This is a genomic window from Roseibaca calidilacus (assembly GCF_001517585.1).
In the GTDB taxonomy this organism is placed as follows: Bacteria; Pseudomonadota; Alphaproteobacteria; order Rhodobacterales; family Rhodobacteraceae; genus Roseinatronobacter; species Roseinatronobacter calidilacus.
In genome coordinates, this window is the sequence record NZ_FBYC01000004.1 from 564290 (window position 1) to 580727 (window position 16438).

The 16438-nt window shown below is 61.2% G+C and carries 14 protein-coding genes, 2 tRNA genes and 2 pseudogenes; 10 read left to right on the top strand and 8 right to left on the bottom strand.

What is annotated here, in order from left to right; genetic code table 11:
* Nucleotides 1–130: 130 nt before the first annotated feature.
* Both AWT76_RS06300 and AWT76_RS06305 read left to right on the top strand, forming a co-directional pair.
* Nucleotides 131–379 carry a helix-turn-helix domain-containing protein gene (locus AWT76_RS06300; protein WP_072245594.1) on the top strand — a complete coding sequence of 83 codons (249 nt, stop codon included), beginning with the start codon at nucleotides 131–133 and terminating at the stop codon, nucleotides 377–379.
* 1 nt (nucleotide 380) lies between these two features.
* On the top strand, nucleotides 381–1706 hold the full coding sequence (locus tag AWT76_RS06305) for a type II toxin-antitoxin system HipA family toxin (protein WP_072245595.1): 1326 nt from the start codon (nucleotides 381–383) through the stop codon (nucleotides 1704–1706).
* Here AWT76_RS06305 and AWT76_RS06310 read toward each other — a convergent pair.
* The 3 genes from AWT76_RS06310 to AWT76_RS06320 form a co-directional block, all read right to left on the bottom strand.
* On the bottom strand, nucleotides 1703–2278 hold the full coding sequence (locus tag AWT76_RS06310) for a helix-turn-helix domain-containing protein (protein ID WP_072245596.1): 576 nt from the start codon (nucleotides 2276–2278) through the stop codon (nucleotides 1703–1705). The two genes, AWT76_RS06305 and AWT76_RS06310, sit on opposite strands and share 4 nt — an antisense overlap.
* Before the next feature lie 289 nt (nucleotides 2279–2567).
* Nucleotides 2568–3428: a hypothetical protein gene (locus tag AWT76_RS06315; RefSeq protein ID WP_072245597.1), complete on the bottom strand. Its 861-nt coding sequence runs from the start codon at nucleotides 3426–3428 to the stop codon at nucleotides 2568–2570.
* Nucleotides 3429–3583: 155 nt separating this feature from the next.
* Nucleotides 3584–3660: transfer RNA gene (locus AWT76_RS06320), tRNA-Arg, on the bottom strand.
* 107 nt (nucleotides 3661–3767) lie between these two features.
* On the opposite strand from AWT76_RS06320, the gene AWT76_RS06325 reads away from it, so the two are divergent.
* From AWT76_RS06325 to pgi, 5 genes are all read left to right on the top strand, one after another.
* Entirely contained in the window at nucleotides 3768–4805 is a 1038-nt protein-coding gene (locus AWT76_RS06325; protein WP_245638782.1) for a LacI family DNA-binding transcriptional regulator, read from the top strand.
* 208 nt (nucleotides 4806–5013) lie between these two features.
* Nucleotides 5014–5598: an HNH endonuclease gene (locus tag AWT76_RS06330; protein ID WP_072245599.1), complete on the top strand. Its 585-nt coding sequence runs from the start codon at nucleotides 5014–5016 to the stop codon at nucleotides 5596–5598.
* A gap of 86 nt (nucleotides 5599–5684) precedes the next feature.
* Entirely contained in the window at nucleotides 5685–7130 is a 1446-nt protein-coding gene (zwf, locus tag AWT76_RS06335) for a glucose-6-phosphate dehydrogenase (RefSeq protein WP_072245600.1), read from the top strand.
* Nucleotides 7130–7801, top strand: coding sequence for a 6-phosphogluconolactonase (gene pgl, locus AWT76_RS06340; RefSeq protein WP_072245601.1), 672 nt, complete (start codon nucleotides 7130–7132; stop codon nucleotides 7799–7801). Before zwf ends, pgl begins: the two co-directional genes overlap by 1 nt.
* Nucleotides 7802–7881: 80 nt before the next feature.
* Entirely contained in the window at nucleotides 7882–9492 is a 1611-nt protein-coding gene (gene pgi / locus AWT76_RS06345) for a glucose-6-phosphate isomerase (RefSeq protein WP_072245602.1), read from the top strand.
* Between the two features lie 36 nt (nucleotides 9493–9528).
* On the opposite strand, the gene AWT76_RS06350 is transcribed toward pgi, so the two are convergent.
* The 3 genes from AWT76_RS06350 to AWT76_RS06360 form a co-directional block, all read right to left on the bottom strand.
* Nucleotides 9529–10098 carry a hypothetical protein gene (locus AWT76_RS06350; protein WP_072245603.1) on the bottom strand — a complete coding sequence of 190 codons (570 nt, stop codon included), beginning with the start codon at nucleotides 10096–10098 and terminating at the stop codon, nucleotides 9529–9531.
* A 69-nt stretch (nucleotides 10099–10167) separates the two neighbouring features.
* Complete coding sequence (locus AWT76_RS06355; protein ID WP_072245604.1) at nucleotides 10168–10833, bottom strand: SOS response-associated peptidase; 666 nt, start codon at nucleotides 10831–10833, stop codon at nucleotides 10168–10170.
* A gap of 12 nt (nucleotides 10834–10845) precedes the next feature.
* A complete protein-coding gene (locus tag AWT76_RS06360; RefSeq protein WP_072245605.1) occupies nucleotides 10846–11748 on the bottom strand; it encodes a DMT family transporter in 903 nt (300 codons plus the stop codon).
* 124 nt (nucleotides 11749–11872) lie between these two features.
* On the opposite strand from AWT76_RS06360, the gene AWT76_RS06365 reads away from it, so the two are divergent.
* Both AWT76_RS06365 and AWT76_RS06370 read left to right on the top strand, forming a co-directional pair.
* A tRNA-Ser gene (locus tag AWT76_RS06365) sits at nucleotides 11873–11962 on the top strand.
* 143 nt (nucleotides 11963–12105) lie between these two features.
* Nucleotides 12106–13383 (top strand): tyrosine-type recombinase/integrase, encoded by a 1278-nt coding sequence (locus tag AWT76_RS06370; protein ID WP_072245606.1) that lies wholly within the window; start codon nucleotides 12106–12108, stop codon nucleotides 13381–13383.
* A gap of 131 nt (nucleotides 13384–13514) precedes the next feature.
* Here the strand turns inward: AWT76_RS06370 and AWT76_RS16685 are convergent.
* Together AWT76_RS16685 and AWT76_RS06385 are read right to left on the bottom strand one after the other, a co-directional pair.
* Nucleotides 13515–14823: pseudogene (locus tag AWT76_RS16685) on the bottom strand (IS3 family transposase).
* Nucleotides 14824–14886: 63 nt separating this feature from the next.
* Nucleotides 14887–15753 (bottom strand): annotated as a pseudogene (locus tag AWT76_RS06385) (IS110 family RNA-guided transposase); the annotation flags it as partial.
* Nucleotides 15754–15950: 197 nt separating this feature from the next.
* Here AWT76_RS06385 and AWT76_RS16690 point away from each other — a divergent pair.
* Entirely contained in the window at nucleotides 15951–16424 is a 474-nt protein-coding gene (locus AWT76_RS16690) for a hypothetical protein (RefSeq protein ID WP_141655898.1), read from the top strand.
* Nucleotides 16425–16438 lie beyond the last annotated feature (14 nt).

A 16438-nucleotide genomic window follows, 5' to 3' on the forward strand; every position in this document is an offset into this window, starting at 1 on the left:
GCCTGGCAGATCTATCGTGTGCAGCAAGTGGGGCTAGCCGATAGCCAGCTTGATAGCTTCTCTACGATATTGTGAATATATAGCCCAAAGGCAATATTTACAAAGTATCGCCGGTAAGCTATCAATAAATATGACCGATACTCTCGCATACCCCATTCGAAGCCTGCGCCAAGCTGGGGCCGTTCTGCGTGCCCGCCGGTCTGACCGCCAGATCAGCCAGAAGCAACTAGGCGAGATTACAGGGACGGCGCAGTCCACCATATCGGATATAGAGAACGGTGTCGTATCCGTCAGCCTCGATGTCTACCTGCGCCTCTTGGAGGCCTTGGGCGCGGAACTGTCCGCGACGGATCGTATAGCTGGCCAGCGGCAGGACTAAAATGGCAAGGATCGCTCGTGCTGGTCGCCGCACACGCCAAAGCAAGACAGCAGTCTGGTACGAAAGGGCGAGGGTGGGAACGCTGACCCGCGCAACGGATGGTGCCATCGCCTTCTCCTACGATCCTGACTGGCTGGCGTCCGAGGCCGCTTTTCCGGTTGCCAGCGCCCTGCCGCTTACCAAGCTCAAATGGCAGGGCGATCCGGTTATTGCCGCCTTCGACAACCTCTTACCCGATGCCGAAGGCGAGCTGCGCGAGAACATCGCCGCGCGCGTCGGGGCGCAGGGCAAGGATGTGTTCTCTCTGTTGTCTGTGCTGGGGCGCGACTGTGTCGGTGCGCTGCAATTTCTGCCGGTGGACGAGGCCCCATCCGAACAGGACATGCAGTATCGCATAATTTCGGAAGAAGAGATGGTCGCCGACCTGAAGAATCTCGCCGCCGCGCCGCTCGCCTTGAGTGAAGACGAGGATTTCCGGATTTCCATCGCAGGCGCGCAGGAAAAGACGGCTTATTTGCGTATTAATGGCCAATGGGCCAAGCCGCGCGGCATCACGCCGACCAGCCATATCTTCAAGACGCCCATGGGCATCATTCCCGGCCCTGAGCAGATCGACCTGAGCGACAGCGTCGAGAACGAGCTGTTCTGCATGACCTTGGCGCGCGAAATCGGCCTGCCCGTCGCGCATGTCGAAAAGCTCACATTGCCCGGGCAGGTCGTTCTGTCCGTCGAGCGGTTCGACCGCGTCTGGCACGGCGACACCCTGAAACGCCTGCCGCAAGAGGATATCTGCCAGTCGCTGGGCTATCCTTCTGCCATGAAATACCAGCGGCTGGGCGGCCCCGGCATTGCGCAGATCATGGAGCTTTTGCGGGAATCCGACACGCCCATCGAAGACCGGGAGACGTTCTTCCGGGCGCAGATCTTCTTCTTCCTGATCGGGGCCTCGGACGGGCATGCCAAGAACTTCAGCCTGCGTCTGGGGCGTCGGGCGCGGTTCACGCTCGCGCCCCTCTATGACATCCTGAGCGTCGCCCCGGTCGTCCGCGCCGGACGCTTGCAGCGCAAGCGCTACCGCCTCGCCATGTCGATCGACGGCCATTACGGCATCGACGAGATCGTGCCCCGCCACTTCGAGGCCGAGGGCCGCGCGGCGGGTCTGCCCAAGGGCCGCGCCCTGGAGCTGTTGCAGGACATGACAGATCGGCTGGGCCCCGCGCTGGAGCGGACGCTTCTGGCGGTGGGCGATCAGGTCCCGGCGGCGGTCAGCGAGCCGATCGCAAGCGATGCGATGCAGCGGGCGGCGCAGATGCGGGACCTGTTTTAGGGCCCCGGTGCCTTTCTGGCTAACCCCTCCAGCGCCTTGTCGACCTCGCGCGTCATCGCTGCAAGCTGCTCTTCCCACAATATGCGAAACTCCTCGGCGAATTCGACCAGCCCCCCGGCGAAGGTGCGGATCGTGGTCATGTCATCGTCGGTAAACGGGATCGGGCGGCCGCGCAGTTTGGCCTCATTCAGCTTGCGGGCGATATGGTTGACTGCAGCGCCCTCGGTGGCGACCTGCGCGCCCCAGGCTTGCAGGTGATTGAGCACGACCGGATCGGCCGGGCGCAGCAGGATGTCAGCGGCCCCCATCAGACGGCGCAGAGCGGCGGGGTGATCGGTGATGCCGCGCCTCTCCAGAGCGGCGTGGAGGTCAGCCAGTTCGCGTCTACTGACGCGTAAGCTGATCGTTTGGGTGCGGCCTTGGCGCGCGCGTTGGGCCTTGTTCAACGTGTTGTAGATCGTCCGGCGCGAGACTCCGTATTGGCGGGCAAGCGCCTTTACGGGCGTGCCGCCAGCGCGGGCCTCGATGATCTGGTGGCGTTCGTCGTCGGTCAGTTTGCGATGGTGGCGCATGTGAAGTTTACGTTCCTATTTCTTGCCAACTTCCTCCAAGCTCCCCGTCTCCCAGCGTCAGCGGAGGCGGGTCAGGTGCTTGGAGTCCGTTTCAGTGGTTTTGCTGAGCGGGCTGGGGCGAGGGCTGCACAAAGCGGGAAACGCGTTGCGCGCAGCAGGGTACACCTGACGCGGCGCAAAGGGCGCGATGCAGAAGGCGCGGCGCAGGGAACGCGCGACGCGATGCGCAGTCCAGAAAGCGCGGAGCACGGGACGCGATGCGTGATGCGTCTCACGCAGAACGTGCCCCTCATGCCGCCAGTCCCGCTGCACGCAGCTGGCCGTCGCTGACCAGCCCTGACGCCAACAGCGCCGTCACTTGGGGGGCGGTGATGTGTTTGCACATCGGATTGCGGTCGCGGACCCATGCGGCGAGCCGTGCGTGGTGGTCGGCTGCGAGGGCAGTCTGCGCCTGCCGTTCCTCGGTCATCGCCTCCAGGAATCGCCGCCATCGGCGGTCAGCGAACCAGTTGTCTGAGAAACAGACCTTTGACCGGGTGAACCCTGCGCTCTCGGTGGCGTAGGCCTGCACGGCGTGCAGCAGGTCGTCGGGATCGATCCCTTCCCTCACGGCCTCCGCGATCTGAGCCAGGCACGCAGCCTTCCCGCGCTGCCGGTCCTTCGGATAGGCAGCCCAGATCTTCTCGAACCTTTCATCCTCAACCGCCGCCTCCGCGCGCTTGCGCGTAGGTGGTTTATGGATGGTTTTAGGGTGGTTTGGGGTCCACCGTGGACCCCGTACCCCGTCCACTGTGGACGGGGTACGGGGTTCAGGCTGGACGGGGTCCAATGTGACCCCCGTCCCGTCATCGGGTTCTGCGGAGGAATCCAGCGTCATCACGCGGGCCAGAACGATGCGATAGATCACGGTGAAACCGTTCTTGCAGGGGCGGCGTCCGGTCTCGATCAGGATGCCCTCTTTCAGGAAATCGCTGATCGTTCGCTTCACGGTGCTTTCGCCCAGCTCGGTGTGCCGTTGGATCGTGCCTTTGGAGCACCAGATGCCCGAGCCATCATCGCTCGCCTTGTCGGCCAGGAACATGATGATCTGCTTGCGCGCGGCGCTGCCGAAGCGGCGTTCGGCGCATTCGTTCGCAACACGCCAGCTCATAGCCGCGCCCCGCGAGGCTCTAAACCGGCCTCAACTTGTACAGGTTTTGTACAGAAATCCTGTCTGCAGCGCCCGATTTCCCGGGAAATCAAACGGGCGTTTCTGCAGCCGCCTTTGCAAGCCGCTGACAAAAAGCCATATTTTATTGGGCTTTTTGGTGACCCCGGCAGGATTCGAACCTGCAACCTGCCCCTTAGGAGGGGGCTGCTCTATCCAGTTGAGCCACGGGGCCGCGCGAATGCTTGTGCCAAGCCGGGCGCATAGGTGCAAGTGGTGTCTTGGCGCGCGGGATGAGGGCCGCTAACATATGTATCGGTCGATCTGTATAGGAACACGCGCTTGCCCCCATATCTGCCCCCTCAAACCGCCCGCCCCCTGACTCTGCGCGATGTGTCCGAGGCCAGTGGCGTCAGTGAAATGACCGTCAGCCGCGTCTTGCGCAACCGTGACGATGTTTCGCCCGCCACGCGCGACAAGGTTTTGGCCGCGGCCAAGGCGCTGGGCTATGTGCCCAACAAGATCGCAGGGGCGCTGGCGTCGCAGCGGGTGAATCTTGTGGGCGTTATCATCCCGTCGCTGGCCAATATGGTGTTTCCCGAAGTTCTGCGCGGCATTTCGGCGGGGCTGGAAGACACCGGGTTGCAACCGGTGTTCGGCGCGACGGATTATCTGGCGGACCGCGAGGAGAACGTGATCTATGAGATGCTGTCATGGCGGCCTTCGGGCGTGATCGTGGCGGGGTTGGAACATACCGATGCGGCGCGCGCCATGCTGGCCAATGCGGGCATCCCGATTGTCGAGATCATGGATATCGACGGCGAGGCGATTGATTCCGTTGTGGGCATTTCGCATCGCCGTGCCGGGCGTGAAATGGCGCAGGCCATCTTGCAGGCCGGGTATCGGCGAATCGGGTTTCTGGGCACCAAGGTGCCCGATGATTTCCGCGCGCGCAAACGTCTGGAAGGGTTTACCGAGGCCTTGGCGGAGGCGGGTCTGTCGCTGGCCGATACAGAGGATTACGCCGGCGGCTCGTCATTGGCCAAGGGGCGCGAGATGACCCAAGCCATGTTACAGCGTAGCCCAGATCTGGATTTTCTGTATTATTCCAATGATATGATCGGGGCAGGGGGGCTGCTTTACTGTCTGGATCAGGGGCTGGACGTGCCCGGCCGCTTGGGTTTGGCCGGGTTCAACGGGCTGGAACTGCTGGACGGTCTGCGCCTGAAACTGGCCACGACAGATGCCAACCGCCGCGAGATCGGGCTGCGCGCGGCGCAAATTGTTGCGGGCAAGCCGACCGATGGGCTGATCGGATCGCAACGCATCGAACTGGACCCCATCCTTGACCCCGGAGAGACCATCCGCAAACGCAGGTAAGGGGAAATCCTGTCCTTCATCTGTCCTGTCATGGGGTTGTCGTTTTTCTGGGCTAACCGGGAAACTGCGACATCTGGTGCGCGCTAATCGCTTGTCAGATTGTTTGCCCTAGATATAGTGTTCTCACGCCATGGTGCCCCGGCACCATGACACTTGCCCCACGGGGGCGCGCCAAGCCCTTGGGGGCCGCCAGAGGAAGGGTGGCACCATGGATGGTGATTTCAGGACTGATTTTGTGCGCGAGCCGGTGGCGTTGAAGCAGTTTCCGGCGCTTGTCTTGAACGCGGATTACCGGCCTTTGTCGTATTACCCGTTGTCGCTTTGGCCGTGGCAAGATGCCATCAAGGCCGTGTTTCTGGACCGGGTCGATATTTTGGCGCATTATGACGAGGTCGTGCGCAGCCAGCGGATGGAGATTCAGGTGCCCTCGGTGGTGGTGCTGCGCGAATATGTCAAGCCGCGCAAGCGCGTGGCCTTTACCCGGTTCAACTTGTTTTTGCGCGATGAGTTCGCGTGCCAGTATTGCGGCTCGCGCCATGACCTGACCTTTGACCATGTATTGCCGCGCAAGCTGGGGGGCGTGACAAGCTGGGAAAACGTTGTTGCGGCTTGTGCGCCGTGCAATCTGCGCAAAGGGTCCAAGACCTTGCGCGAATGCGGGATGAAGCTGCGCCAATCCCCGCGCCAGCCAGATGCGGAACATTTGCGCAATCTGGGGCGCAGGTTTCCGCCGAACCACCTGCATGAAAGCTGGCTGGACTACCTGTATTGGGACACCGAGCTTGACGCATAACCCTTTGCACGCCGATGCTGGCACTGGACAGGCCCTGCCCTGAACGGGTAAAGCGTTGCTAGCGCTAACATCGCGGAGGTTGTGAGATGGTCGCACGCGTCATTCCGGTTGAGTGTTTCGACCTGGTCATTTTCGGGGCGACGGGTGATCTGGCCCGGCGCAAAATCCTGCCGGGCCTCTATCGGCGCTGGAAAGAAGGGCAAATTCCCGAAGGGTGCACCATTGTGGGTGCGGCGCGCAGCGAGTTGGATGCGGACAGTTTTCGCGACCTTGTGCGCAGCACGCTCGAAGAATTCTTGCCGGCGGAGGAAGTGCTGCCAGATATTGTGGCCAGTTTTCTGGATATGCTGGCCTATGTCACCATAGATGCACGCGGCGATACCGGCTGGCCCGAATTGGCCGCGCTGATGCGGGCTGGCAAAGTGCGGGCGTTCTATTTCTCGGTCGCACCGGCCTTGTTCGGCGATATCGCCAAACGCCTGAAAGAGCGAGGGATTGCCGATCGTGACAGCCGGATCGTGGTTGAAAAGCCTTTTGGCAAGGATCTGGAAACCGCGCGCGCGCTGAACGCGTCGCTTGCCAGCTATTTTCAGGAAGACCAGATTTACCGGATCGACCATTATCTGGGCAAGGAAACCGTGCAGAACCTGATGGCGGTGCGTTTTGCCAATATCCTGTTCGAACCCTTGTGGAAGGCGCAATATATCGACCATGTGCAGATCACGGTGGCAGAAACCGTGGGCGTGGGCGGGCGCGGCGAATATTATGACACCTCTGGCGCGATCCGCGACATGGTGCAAAACCACATGATGCAGCTTTTGTGCCTGATCGCGATGGAGCCGCCGAATTGCTTTGAACCCGACGCCATGCGCGACGAGAAGCTTAAGGTCATTCGCGCGCTGGACCCGGTGGCGCCCAGCGAAATCGTGCGCGGGCAATATCGGGGGAAAGGTGGTGACGACTACCTGACCGAAGCCGGCAATCCCGACAGCCGCACCGAAAGCTTCGTAGCGATGAAGCTGCATGTGTCGAATTGGCGCTGGAAGGGCACGCCCTTTTATCTGCGCACGGGCAAGCGCCTGCGCGCCCGCGCATCCGAAATTGCCGTGACCTTCAAGGAACCGCCGCATTCCATTTTCGGCGAATCCAACCAGTGGCGCGCGAATATGCTGGTCATCCGTCTGCAACCCGACGAAGGCATGGATTTGCGCGTTATGATCAAGGAACCGGGTCCGGGCGGGATGCGGCTGAAAGATGTCGCCCTTGATATGAGCTTTGCCGAAGCGCTGGGCGACGATCTGGACATTCCCGACGCCTATGAGCGCCTTATCATGGATGTGATCCGTGGCAACCAGACGCTGTTCATGCGCGGGGACGAGGTGGAAGCGGCCTGGGGTTGGGTCGATCCGGTGATAGATATGATTGAAGAGCGCGGCGATGTGCCCGAACCCTACGAGCCGGGATCGGCCGGGCCGGAAGGGTCGATGATGCTGATGCATCGCGACGGACGCCGCTGGCGGGAGATCAGGTAATGGAATTTCACGAATACCCCGACCGCGACATGATGATGCTGCGCGTGGCGCAGCGCATCGCTTCAGAACTGGGCGAAACCCTGCGCGCGGCGGACCGTGCCACGCTGTCCGTGCCCGGCGGAACCACGCCCGGACCTGTGTTCGACACGCTGTCGGGGGCCGATCTGGACTGGTCGCGCGTGTCGGTCATGCTGAATGACGAACGCTGGGTGCCAGAGGACAATCCGCGGTCGAACACCGCGCTGCTGCGCAAACGCCTGCTGACGGGCCGCGCGGCTGACGCAAAGCTCGTGCCGCTTTATGCCCGTGCGCCTCGCCCCGAAGATGCGCTGGACGCGCTGTCAGACGGTATTCAGCCGCATTTGCCCATTTCGGTGCTGCTGCTGGGGATGGGTGCGGATATGCACACGGCAAGCCTGTTTCCCGGCGCCGACAAGCTGGCGCAAGCCATGGCCGCTGATGCGCCGTCACTGATGGCGCTGCGCGCGGATGCGGCGGGCGAGCCGCGCATCACCCTGACCCTGCCGGTGCTGCAAGCGGCTTTGCGGGTGCATGTGCTGATAACCGGCCCGGAGAAGCGCGCGGCCCTAGAGCGCGCGCGCAAACTGCCGCCCGATCAGGCCCCGATTGCGGCACTGTTGGATCATGCGCAGGTGCATTGGGCAGAGTGATAAGCTAGGAAAGAGGGGGCATTGCCCCCTTCTTTTTTGAGTATTCGGGGCAAGATGACGCGAATCGAGGGACAAAGACAATGAGCACATGGAACGATTTGGCCAAGCACCAGCGCGCCACCGACACACGGCATATGCTGGAGCTGTTCGCCGAGGACGCGAACCGCGCAGCCGATTTCAGCATTCGAGCGGGCGAGATGCTGCTGGATTATTCCAAGACCAATATTGACGCCACATGCCGCGACATGCTGATCGCGCTGGCACAGGCGCAGGGCGTGGCTGCCAAGCGCGACGCGATGTTCGCGGGCGAGAAGATCAACGAGACCGAGGGCCGCGCCGTGCTGCATATCGCGCAGCGCGCCGATGATGCCGCCGTGATCGAGCTGGACGGTGTCGATGTCATGCCCGCGCTGCGCGAGACCCGCGCCCGCGCCTATGCCTTTGCCGAAGCCGTGCGCTCTGGCGCATTTACGGGGCAGGGCGGGCGGATTACCGATGTGGTCAATATCGGGATTGGCGGGTCCGACCTTGGCCCGGCCATGGCGACACTGGCGCTAGAGCCGTTCCATGACGGGCCGCGGCTGCACTATGTGTCCAATGTGGATGGCGCGCATATCGGCGACACGCTGGAGCGGCTGGACCCGGCCACGACCTTGGTGATCGTGGCCTCCAAGACCTTCACCACCATCGAGACGATGACCAATGCCGAAACCGCGCGCAAGTGGATGGCCCAGAAAGTGGCCGATCCTGCGGCCCAATTCGCCGCCGTGTCCACCGCCGCCGACAAGACCGCCGCTTTCGGTATCGCCCCTGAACGCGTGTTCGGCTTTGCCGATTGGGTCGGTGGGCGGTATTCCATGTGGGGGCCGATCGGGCTGGGCCTGATGATCGCGATTGGTGCGGTCCGGTTCGAGCGTTTTCTGGCCGGCGCGCGCGCGATGGACGCGCATTTCGTGGAAGCGCCCTTTGCGCAGAACATGCCGGTCATGCTCGCGCTGGTGGGCATCTGGCACAACCAGCTATGCGGCCATGCCACCCGCGCGGTGCTGCCCTATGACCAACGCCTGTCGCGGCTGCCCGCCTATCTGCAACAGTTGGAGATGGAGAGCAACGGCAAGCGCGTGGGCATGGATGGCGAAGACCTTGGCCGCCAGTCCGGCCCCGTGGTCTGGGGGGAGCCGGGCACCAATGGCCAGCACGCCTTTTACCAGTTGATCCACCAAGGCACGCGGGTCGTGCCCTGTGAATTTCTGCTGGCCGCCCAAGGGCATGAACCTGATTTGGCGCATCAGCACCGCTTGTTGGCCGCGAATTGCTTGGCACAGGCAGAGGCGTTGATGAAAGGCCGTTCGCTTGACGAAGCGCGCGCGATCATGGCTGCCAAGGGGCTGACAGGGGCCGAACTGGACCGACAGGCCCGCCACCGGGTGTTTCCGGGCAACCGCCCCTCGACCATGTTGCTATACCCCAAGCTGACGCCCTTCACGCTGGGTCAGATTGTGGCGCTCTATGAACACCGGGTGTTCGTGGAAGGGGTGATTCTGGGCATCAATTCGTTCGACCAATGGGGGGTCGAACTGGGCAAGGAATTGGCGACCGCGCTTGGCCCGGTGCTGGAAGGTGCCGACGCGTCGGGCAAGGACGGGTCAACCCAAGCCCTTGTGGGATATCTGCGCACGGCCGGGGTGTAAGGGCACGCCCCGGCCAGCAGCCGGGGCGCGGGCCGCTTAATAGGTGACGATGGTCTCAAAGTCTTGAAGCGGCGTTTCCGGGGCAAGCAGATCGTCCAGTGTCAGCGTGACGGTCGCGGTCTTGCCATCTTCCGACAGCGTGCCAGTGGTGCTTTCAATATTGGCCCCGGTCACGGAAAAGCTGACCGACAGCCCCGCCATCATCTGCTGCGCCATGGCCATGGCCTGCGGGTCCGATGCCATATCATCCATCTGGCCGGACATGGCCGCAAAAGGCATCAGCGCACGCACGCGGTTGCTGTCCAGATGGACAAGCTCGGCCTGCATGTCTTGCGGGGCATCCGCGCCGCCATCATCCATGATTTCCGCGAATGTGCCGGTTTTGTCGATGTCACAGCGCGCATGGGTGTCGGTCAGGGTGAAGGTGCCGCCCTCTTCATCGCAGAACGATGGGTCTTGCCCTGCCATTTCGAACATCTGGCGCTGCATCTGAATATAGCCGGTGACGCGGGCCTCATCCTCGCCCAAGACGGTAAGATCCATATCGGATTCTATGCAGGCGGTCAGGGCAAGGGCGGCGGGTAGGGTCAGGAACAGGGCGCGCATGGCATATCTCCAGTGCAGGTGCGTTTGCGCAAGGATAGGTGGAAAACGGTCGCCAAGGCCAGAGAAGATTCACCCCTCCAGCGGGTCAATAAGCGTATCACCGCTGGCCCGGTTGGAATTGATGGCAACCCCAACCCGGTGAAACCGCAAGCTGTCCTCGGGGGCGGGCTGCATCAGCGGGGCCGCGCCCGGCCCATCTTCGCCCAGCCATTTCGGCCAGTCTTGCGCCGCAAGGATCACCGGCATTCGGTGATGGATATGGGCCAGCGCGGCATTGGCGGCACAGGTCACGATGGCGCAGGTGGCGTGGCGCGTATCGCCCTGAACCCAGACCTGCCAGACGCCTGCAAAGGCCAGCAGATCGCCCTGCTCCGGGCGGATATACCACGGCAGCCGCGCGCCATCGGCGTCTTTGGTCCATTCATAAAACCCGCTTGCCGGGATGATGCACCGCCGCGCCCGCACCGCCTGTGCGAAGGCGGGTTTCGTGGCAATCGTCTCGGCGCGCGCATTTATCAACAGCGGCCCATCGGTTTCGGATTTGTACCAATGCGGCAGAAAGCCCCAGCGCATTGGCCCGGCATGGCGCTGGCCCTTGCTGCTAAGGATGGTCAGGACCGGCTGCGTCGGGCAAATATTCTGGCCGTGTGCGGTGGCGCTGTCATTGGATAGCCGCGCGTCGAACAGGCGCGCGACCGCGTCATCGGGCAAGGTCAGGGCAAAACGTCCGCACATAGCAGCAAGGTATCATGCGGCGGGCACAGGCTGAACCGGTTTGCGGCGGCTATACATCAGCCCGCCGATGATGATGGCCAGCGCAAGTATAAATCGGCCCGGCAGTTCCTCGGACAGCACGACCACGCCAAGGATGACCGACCAGACCGGCACATGATAATTGACCTGCGACAAGAAACTTGGGCCTGCGCTGCGGATGATACCCACCAGAATAAGCGTTGCCAACCCGGTGGGCAGCAGGCCTAGGTATATGAGTGCGCCCATGGCCTGTTGGGACGGTGCGGTCGGCACCCCTTCGGTGACCAAAGCCAGCGGGACCATGACACAGCTTGCAATGCCAAGCGCCATGACCCCAAATGCCACCGGGTGCACCGAGGGGCAACGCCGCGTCACGATCGCGCCCACAGCATAGCTGAGGGACGCTGCCAGACAGCCCAGCTTCGCCACGCTTTCCAGTGCAGAGCCGGTGGTGCGCAGCACCCCCGGCCCAATCAGCTCGGCCACGCCCAAAAGCCCGATGGCAAAGCCCGCAGCCTTGGCGCGGGTCAGCCGCTCGCCCGGCACAAAGACATGCGCCAGCCCGATCACGAATAGCGGGATCGCGGCCATTGTGATGCCCGCAAAGCCTGACGAGACATGTTGTTGCGACCAGCTGAGCAGGAAAAAGGGCAGGGCGTTCGACAGCACGGCCATGGCGGCGGTAAAGGCCCAGATGACCGGATCACGCGGCAGCGGGATGCGCGCGATCAGCGCCACCGCGCCCAGCGTCAGCGCCCCCAACGCGATCCGCCCGGCAGCAATGCTGACCGGACCAAAGCCATCAAGCGCCAGCGCCACGCCCAGAAAAGAGGCCCCCCAGATAAGACCAAGGGCATAAAGCCCGATCCAGTTTCCAAGGGTTGGCGCGGTCGGCATGGGCGGTTTCCTCTGGGGTATGCTTCACATGTGCACAGATGACCGCGCAGAAACCAATTGTCCAGCCAAAACCCGCGCAACAGATCTTGCACCGCCCGCATAGTCGCGCTAGCACCGCGCGAACGGATGGGTGGCCGAGTGGTTTAAGGCTCTGGTCTTGAAAACCAGCGTAGGTGAAAGCCTACCGTGGGTTCGAATCCCACCCCATCCGCCAGATTTTTAGACCAAACACCAATAAAATAAGGCTAAAACAGATCCGATCGGGCGACGCGGGCGATCCTTGCTGCACAATTCGACCCAAAATGCTGCACATTTAGCCTCTTGCGGCGGCCGCGCTTTTCGGGGCACAATCCGGCCATGAAATTCGTGAATCGCAATGGCACCCTTCACTTCCGAAAGCGCGTCCCGCGCCGGTTCGCTGACATCGAGCCGCGCGAATACGTCTGGATCAGCCTGCATACCGACCTTGAAGACGTGGCCAAGCGCAAGGCCGGCGCAGTCTGGGAAGAAATGCTGGAAGCATGGGAAGCCAAGCTAAACGGCGACACCGAGGATCACGAACAGCGCCTCGTCGCGGCAAAGCATCTGGCGGGGATCAGGGGCTACCGTTACCTGCCATCCAGCAAGGTGTTGAAGCTGCCAGATGATGAATTCTATGCCCGCGTGCGCGCCGTGGTGCGCAAGGATGGCACGATAGACGACCGGGAGGCCGACGCGCTTCTGGGCGCGGTGCCCAAGCCCAAGTTGACGCTATCGGAATCTCTCAAAGAATTCTGGAAGCTGGCCGATGATCGCACCGTTGGGAAAAGCGAAGACCAGATCCGGCGCTGGCGCAACCCAAGGATCAAGGCGATCAAGAACCTGATCGACGTGATTGGCGATGTCGAGATCCAGAACCTCACTGCCGATGACATGCTGGATTTCCGCGAATGGTGGATGGATCGCATAAGGAATGAAGGGCTGACCGCAAATAGCGCGAACAAGGACATCATTCACATCGCCAATGTGCTGCGCACCGTGAACAAGATGAAGCGGCTGGGGCTTGATCTTCCGCTATCCGATCTGTCGATCAAGGAATGCGAGAAGAAAACCCGCCCGGCCTTCTCGGTGGATTGGATCAAGGACAAGCTATTGGCGCCCGGCGCGCTCGACGGGCTGAACGCAGAGGCCCGTGCGATCCTTTTAGGCATGGTGAATACGGGCTACCGGCCCAGCGAAGGCGCTTCGCTTACGGCGGCCCAGATCAGGCTGGACCATGCCGTGCCTCACATCAGCATCGAGCCTGTTGGCCGTCAGCTCAAGAGCCAATATGCGCGCCGGAAGATCCCGCTTCTCGGCGTCAGCCTTGAGGCGTTCAAGCAATTCCCTGACGGGTTTCCCCGCTACCGGGATAGCGCGGCACTTTCGGCTACGGTGAACAAATACCTGCGCGCTCATGGCCTCTTGGAAAGTCCAGATCACAGCATGTATTCGCTAAGGCATTCATGGGAGGACCGAATGCTGTCGGCGGGTATTGATGATAGAATAAGACGAGATTGCCTTGGCCATAGGTTGTCTCGAGAGCGCTATGGCCAGGGAGCTACGCTTGAAATGTTGCGTGACCAGTTTACTCCGATAACCTTGTGCCTACGTTAAATTTTAAGGCCGCTAAAACACAACAAAGATCTCTGTTGTTTTGTTGGGCGACGACGAGTGCTGAAAGCGGCATCAATTGATGGTATCTAAGGGTGGACCTGTCGCGTATTTGTGCCGCTCCAGGTTCTCGTTTAAGCCACCTTCCGTTCAAAAGCGACCGGGCTTTTCCAGCCCAATGCTGAATGTCGGCGTCGAGGGTTATAGAAGCCGTTGATGTATTGAAAGATGGCGGTTTCGGCCTGTCGACGCGTTTCCCAAGTGCGCCGCCAGATCAGTTCGGCCTTGATGGTCTTGAAGAAGGTTTCGACTGCGGCGTTGTCGTAGCAATTCCCTTTCCCACTCATCGACACCTTGAACCCGTGTTCGCGCAGGATCTTCTGGTAGTGAGCCATTGAAGGCGCCATTGGTTCGAGCCCAATGGCGAACGCGAACAGTATTGGCTGCCCCTGTCTGTGTGATGAATGCAGCCTTTGGGTGGCGCTCGGAAGGCGATGGCCATTTTCAGGGCCCGGATCGCCAGGTCACGCTTCATGCGATTGCTGACTGCCCAACCAATGACACGCCGGGAATGCAGATCGAGGATCACCGCCAGATACAGCCAACCCTCACGGGTCCAGATGTAGCTGATGTCGCCAGCCCATTTCGCTGCGCGGACCTACGGTTCTGGTTCGGCTGATCTGCTTTGAAGTCGCGATCCAGCAGGTTCGGGGCGATGTTGAACGTATGATCGCTGTCTGGACGTCGGGGAAACGATCCACTGGATCGTTTCCTGATCCTCCTTACCCTTGAACTTGCGCGTTCTTTCAACGGTAATCCCGTTTTCGCGCAGTGAGACAGGTTCTGAAAACGATCCGGGGGATCGTTTTCCTGTCGAACGCGACCGACGCGCCGGTGCCCGACATCGACACCGACCTCCTTCAGTTCTTCGGTCATTCGTGGGCGGCCATAGCTGCCCAGGCTCAGGCGCGACTGCTCCTTGATATGCGCCAGAACCACCATATCCATGCGCTGCCTGCGGCTGGCCGGACGGCTGCGGAACGCCCGCAATCCGCGGGGGCTGACATTCATCACCCGACACAGCCGATCGACCGGGAAAGCCCCGCGCTGTTCTTCAACGAACCTGAACCTCACGGCTTTTGGCTCGCGAAGAACTGGTCGCCATTGTTGCTCGAACCAATGGCGCAATCAATGACGACCTTTTTTTAATATATCCCTCTCCTCCTTGAGGATGCGGTTCTCGCGCCGAAGCCGTTCGTTCTCATTAGCAAGCTCGCGATCCTCAGACGAGACCACGTCCGTATCTCGATGCGCCGTCACCCACTTGTTCAGCGTCGATTTGCCAACGCCCAAATCATCCGCAACTTGCTGTCGCGAAAGCCCGCTTGTCAGTGCAATTCGCACCGCATCTTTACGAAATTCGTCCGTTCTTCCTGTGCCCATGAGTCATCTCCTTTGCTGCACATTACGCTATCAAAGGAGCGGCACCAAACCGCGACAGGTCCAACGTTTGATGATGACACTGTTGGCGCCGATGATCAGTAGGCGACGAAGGGAACGCTCGCCCATCTTCGTCGTTGCTCCGAGCCGCTGCTTGCCACCGGTCGAATGCTGCCGGGGCGTGAGCCCGAGCCATGCCGCAAAGTCTCGAGCCTTACGGAAAGTCTCGGGCGGCGGCGCAAGGGTCGCTATGGCCGTCGCGATCAGCGGGCCGATGCCGGGCACCGTCATCAGTCGCCGCGCCACGTCGTTCTCCTTGGCGCGACGGGCGATCTCGGCATCAAGCTTGGTGATCTCTTCCTCCAACTGCGTCAGCGTCGAGGCCAGAACCTTCAGGGTAGGGAGGGCATCAGCCGGTAGAGTGCATTCCGGATCTTTGACGAGTGCAATCAGCTTCGATGCATTCGCTGCCCCCTGCGGCACAATCTCCCCGAACTCGGCCAGATGACCGCGAAGCGAATTTATGGCCTGCGTCCTCTGCCGGATCAGAAGCTCGCGCACGCGAAACACCATGGCCGCGCCCTGGGTCTGTTCGCTCTTCACCGGAACAAAGCGCATCGTCGGCCGCAACGCCGCCTCGCAAATCGCTTCGGCATCGGCCGCATCATTCTTCTGCCGCTTCACGAAAGGCTTGACGTAGGCGGGTGGGATTAGCCGAACGTCATGGCCCAGCTTGCCAATCTCACGCCCCCAAAAATGAGCGCCGCCGGAGGCTTCCATCGCCACAACGCAGGCCGGGAGCTGTCCAAAAAACTCCAGCACCTGATCCCGTCTCAGCTTCTTGCGCAGAACTGCTCGCCCCGAGACGTCAGCGCCATGCGCCTGAAACACATTCTTCGCCAGATCGAGCCCGACCGTGATAATCTCCGACATGACCGTCCTCCTTTGTGGATCATCGCAGACCCACCTTGGCACAAAGACGCCGTCGGGTGGCGGTCACATCATCAGAGCCACTGTGCGGTTACATCGGCAAAGCCCAGACAAACCCAATAAATAAGGTAGTCGTTATCTTTGGACCATAGAACTTGGTTATTCTATGCACCTGTCGTTCCAGTTAAGTAGTGCCGAGAATGTTTGAGTTTTGGTCATTTTCTACTTTTCGGGTGGGGATGAGGCTGAAAGTGACGGTAAGAGAGCAGGAAAAAATGCGGCAAAGCATTGATAAAAAACGAGAAAAGAGAGCGAGCGAAGTGAACGTCACTGTCATGTTTCATGACAGAAGCTTCATTTTGGGCGCTTGCGACTGGTTTTTCGCGCGCGCGAGTGGCGCGGTGTCACTGTCAGCGTCCCTGACAGGCGTGTCTGCATGCTGTTTCCGCCCTGCATCATTTTCAGCATCACTGGCAGAAGTGGCCAACAGGCCTGAAAAGCGACGAAGTCGCACGATCTCGTCACTGTCACATTCCGAAAAGTTTTCCGCAGAGGCGCCCATGGCGCGCTCCGCTTTGGTCGTATTGGCGGCCACTCCACACAAGCGCAGCCCACAAGGTGCCGCATCCGCAACCACCATAATGACCGAGCAGCGCCGCTGCGCAGCGGCGTAAAGAAGGACGTAGAC

What these genes read in the sequence shown, in the direction of transcription:
- pgl (WP_072245601.1), top strand. Translation starts at nt 7,130, where the DNA reads ATGGAATTTCACGAATACCCCGACCGCGACATGATGATGCTGCGCGTG.
- AWT76_RS06350 (WP_072245603.1), bottom strand. Translation starts at nt 10,098, where the DNA reads ATGCGCGCCCTGTTCCTGACCCTACCCGCCGCCCTTGCCCTGACCGCC.
- AWT76_RS16690 (WP_141655898.1), top strand. Translation starts at nt 15,951, where the DNA reads ATGTTTGAGTTTTGGTCATTTTCTACTTTTCGGGTGGGGATGAGGCTG.
- AWT76_RS06315 (WP_072245597.1), bottom strand. Translation starts at nt 3,428, where the DNA reads ATGAGCTGGCGTGTTGCGAACGAATGCGCCGAACGCCGCTTCGGCAGC.
- AWT76_RS06370 (WP_072245606.1), top strand. Translation starts at nt 12,106, where the DNA reads ATGAAATTCGTGAATCGCAATGGCACCCTTCACTTCCGAAAGCGCGTC.
- AWT76_RS06305 (WP_072245595.1), top strand. Translation starts at nt 381, where the DNA reads ATGGCAAGGATCGCTCGTGCTGGTCGCCGCACACGCCAAAGCAAGACA.
- AWT76_RS06300 (WP_072245594.1), top strand. Translation starts at nt 131, where the DNA reads ATGACCGATACTCTCGCATACCCCATTCGAAGCCTGCGCCAAGCTGGG.
- AWT76_RS06330 (WP_072245599.1), top strand. Translation starts at nt 5,014, where the DNA reads ATGGATGGTGATTTCAGGACTGATTTTGTGCGCGAGCCGGTGGCGTTG.
- pgi (WP_072245602.1), top strand. Translation starts at nt 7,882, where the DNA reads ATGAGCACATGGAACGATTTGGCCAAGCACCAGCGCGCCACCGACACA.
- AWT76_RS06310 (WP_072245596.1), bottom strand. Translation starts at nt 2,278, where the DNA reads ATGCGCCACCATCGCAAACTGACCGACGACGAACGCCACCAGATCATC.
- zwf (WP_072245600.1), top strand. Translation starts at nt 5,685, where the DNA reads ATGGTCGCACGCGTCATTCCGGTTGAGTGTTTCGACCTGGTCATTTTC.
- AWT76_RS06355 (WP_072245604.1), bottom strand. Translation starts at nt 10,833, where the DNA reads ATGTGCGGACGTTTTGCCCTGACCTTGCCCGATGACGCGGTCGCGCGC.
- AWT76_RS06360 (WP_072245605.1), bottom strand. Translation starts at nt 11,748, where the DNA reads ATGCCGACCGCGCCAACCCTTGGAAACTGGATCGGGCTTTATGCCCTT.